We start from the raw sequence: 3,127 nt of genomic DNA, 5'->3' as shown, positions 1-3,127 counted from the left end.
AAACACACGGCTTTATAGTCTTTCCAGTAACAGCTCTCGCCCTTGGTTTCGTTGCGTAGTCTGACTTTACCGCCATCTAACGTAATTTCTTTGACTCCTTGTTGAGATGTAGGCAATTCAAATTCTTGTCTTTTGACTAATCTTTGTAATGTACTGTGATAAATTTTGATTCCCGTAAATTTTTCCAAATCTTTTTCTGCCATTTGATAAGATTCATTGGCACTGATTAAAAGACAGCAATTTTCCATGAGTGGACTAAATTGACGGTAAGCTTTTAAGCCAAAATATTTTGCCTGATTATCTGTAATGTCGAGCGAGCCGATTATTGATTTTATTTTTCGGGGCTTTCCTGTTTGAATTCCTGATACTGATGAAAAAAAAAGCTACCTAGTTCGGGGCCGACTTCTTCTAACATTTTCTGACGCACTGATTTTTCTATACTTTCAAAACTTTTTAACTCGGTTGGATCTGTATTTCTGTAAAAAATTTCTGCTACCGCTTTTAAGTGGGCTTTTATCTGTTGTTGGTCTGATGGTGTCATTTTATTTGCCTCATCTTTATTTAACGATTTTACTAGCTTTTTCATTTTATCTCTTTTTTGACACATTTGCCAAAGTGAGATGCACCCAATTTTAAATGTCGAGATTGTGGAAGACAATTCGTCATGACTCCCAGACATCAACCGATTTCATCAGCAACAAAAGAGTTGATAGATAGACTTTTATTAGAAAAGATATCTCTGGCTGGGATTGTGAGGGCGACTGGGGTTTCGTCACGGTGGTTGCAATACTATATTAATAAAAAATTAGGAGCTGTAAAAAGAGAAGTAGAAGTGAAGTCAAAAAAGAAAGGAAAGCTAACAATTCAATGTGATGAAATATGGTCATTTGTGCGCAATAAGGATAACAAGCAGTGGAAAGAGCTGGCAATTGATGCCTCAACCAAAGAAATTGTAGGAGTATATATTGGAAAAAGAGATCAAGCTGGCGCTCAAGGATTATGGGATTCTTTGCCACCAGTTCCAGAGTCAATGTGCCGTAAGTTATACAGACTTTTGGAGCGCCTATGGAACAGTTTTTCCTCAAAAAAGATACAAGGCAGTAGGAAAGGAGACTGGTCTGACAAACTATATAGAAAGATTTAATAATACGATGAGACAAAGGATATCTAGATTGGTGAGAAAAACTCTTTCATTCTCCAAAAAACTCTCCAATCATATTGGGGCTATTTGGTATTTTATTCAGGAGTATAACGCGAGTTTATCTATCAATTAAAACCCTGGATTTTCCTTGCTATGCAGGACTACCGTCTGCTGCTGTCGTCCTAATTGAGAATGTCCAATATAACAGTTTTGATGGATAAACGACAAAACCCGCTCTGTGAACGGGTTTCTAGGATGGAGAATAGCGGGCTCGAACCGCTGACCCCTACAATGCCATTGTAGTGCTCTACCAACTGAGCTAATTCCCCTTTCTTTTCGCGCTCTCAATCATGCCTTAACTGACCAATATTTGTCAAGCTTTTTGGGGAAATTAGTTTTGAGCCTTTGGCTGGCAAGGCTTTCGGCTTCTTTTCCACAAAACTCTCCTCGCTTCTGGACAATGGTCAATCCCCTACTATGAGCTAGTAAGTGTGTTGGGATATTTCGGTCAAATGGCTCAAACAAGACCCCATGAGAAAGTAGACGACTAGCAGGGCGGCGGCTGAGACCGCAACTAGGGTGCCGGCTAGCATTAGTGAAAATTCCCGTTGCGCGATCGCCTCTTGCATTAAGTGCAAAGACCAGGCAACGAGGGCAACGTCAATTATTAAAATAGAAACCAGCATAAGTTACGATTTGTAACAGCTTACCTATTGTAACAAAACTTTTCGCTCCGTGCAGATAAGCTCAGGCGTATTTAACTTTTGCTGTAAAACCCGAAGGGAGCAGCGGAAAGCGAGTGAGAAAAAATTATAGCTTTTATTGATAATTACAATATGCAAAGTAAATGAGAGCTAGCTCAGCCTTAGAGGTGGCGTTTTTGACTCTTGAGCGAGCGATTAAGAGCGGGATAGCTGCGCTTCACACGCTTTTTTGAGGGGTCAGAATGCGATAAACCTTTGAGTATAACTGATTTGATAGCTGTGCGATCGCACCCTGACCCGATTCAAATTTGGTAATACCAATTGACTATGAAGGTACACTTATAGGATAAAAGTAGAGGAAATCCAATAGGGCGAACAAACTTCAGGTACAAATCCAGGAAACGGTTGAGGAACTAGAGCATCGACTCGAACGGAGTGCGACCGCCGTAAATAAAGAAAAATTACTGGTATTATACTGGCTGGCCACAAAAAAAATCCCAAAAAGAGCAGAATGAGCCACGATGTTGAAACGAGACTCTTCAACAATATATCATTGGTTAAGAGCTTACTTTAAAGGTGGAATTACGCTCATTACTTAGCATAAAAAAAGCTCCCGGAAAGACTCCACATATTCCACCCGAGCGTGAGAGAAAAATTAATCAAAAAACTGCAAGAACCACAGGGAGAAACAAGTTATGGTAAATTACACCTCTGGCTAGAAAAAGAATGCGGAATTAAGGTGAGCTATAAAGTGGTACATGGCCCAATGGCACTGAAAAAGGCTTAATCACGCCCGCAGTTTAGCTTTCAAGACAGAGCGAGGTTCCTGCATTCGAGGATACGGTTTCGGCCTGCGTTTCAAAACTCTAGGTTCAGAACGCTCAGGTCGAATCGTGAGTAAATTAGCTGCCACCTGTTCCAAAAGTAATTGACGCCATTGTCGCTGTTGGCGTTTTCCTGTAGTTGCCAACAGCGTCAATAACAGATTAAACTGCTGCCTGGTTGATTGGGATGAGAGTTGAAAAACTGTATTTTCTGACGAAGATACAGCCTGCCACATAATGGTACGTAATAAAGTGTAAGCTAATAAGTGTGTCCAGATTTCTTTTCTCACCATCACCGGAGTTTGAGCTGTTAACATCTCCCTTTTTAACGTTGTTTTGAGATAGTGTAAATTAACTTCTGCTGCCGACCAACGAAACCCATATAGAACCCATTTGAGATCTTTTTACGCGGTGGCTAGTCTTTTAAGCATCAGTCTGATAAAGCAAAGCTTGAGTTT

At 40.4% G+C, this 3,127-nt stretch carries 2 protein-coding genes, 1 tRNA gene and 2 pseudogenes; 1 reads left to right on the top strand and 4 read right to left on the bottom strand.

Annotated features, from left to right (window positions below; translation table 11 throughout):
* Positions 1 to 541: pseudogene (locus QUA04_RS29125) on the bottom strand (ISKra4 family transposase); the annotation flags it as partial.
* Between the two features lie 84 nt (positions 542 to 625).
* Between QUA04_RS29125 and QUA04_RS29120 the strand changes: the two are divergent.
* Positions 626 to 1,274, top strand: a pseudogene (locus QUA04_RS29120) (IS1 family transposase); the annotation flags it as partial.
* Positions 1,275 to 1,397: 123 nt separating this feature from the next.
* Here the strand turns inward: QUA04_RS29120 and QUA04_RS29115 are convergent.
* The 3 genes from QUA04_RS29115 to QUA04_RS29105 form a co-directional block, all read right to left on the bottom strand.
* Positions 1,398 to 1,470, bottom strand: a tRNA-Ala gene (locus QUA04_RS29115).
* Between the two features lie 153 nt (positions 1,471 to 1,623).
* Complete coding sequence (locus QUA04_RS29110; protein WP_190659577.1) at positions 1,624 to 1,827, bottom strand: hypothetical protein; 204 nt, start codon at positions 1,825 to 1,827, stop codon at positions 1,624 to 1,626.
* A gap of 805 nt (positions 1,828 to 2,632) precedes the next feature.
* Complete coding sequence (locus QUA04_RS29105; protein WP_333264126.1) at positions 2,633 to 2,986, bottom strand: hypothetical protein; 354 nt, start codon at positions 2,984 to 2,986, stop codon at positions 2,633 to 2,635.
* Positions 2,987 to 3,127 lie beyond the last annotated feature (141 nt).

The sequence above is a fragment of the Microcoleus sp. S13_C5 genome, assembly GCF_036700845.1.
Lineage (GTDB): Bacteria > Cyanobacteriota > Cyanobacteriia > Cyanobacteriales > Microcoleaceae > Microcoleus.
Note: the sequence above shows the minus strand (reverse complement) of the source record. Positions and strands in the feature narration are given on the sequence as shown.

Bases quoted from the DNA above. Each gene is read 5' to 3' on its own strand.
- QUA04_RS29110 (WP_190659577.1), bottom strand. From the start codon at position 1,827: ATGCTGGTTTCTATTTTAATAATTGACGTTGCCCTCGTTGCCTGGTCT.
- QUA04_RS29105 (WP_333264126.1), bottom strand. From the start codon at position 2,986: ATGTTAACAGCTCAAACTCCGGTGATGGTGAGAAAAGAAATCTGGACA.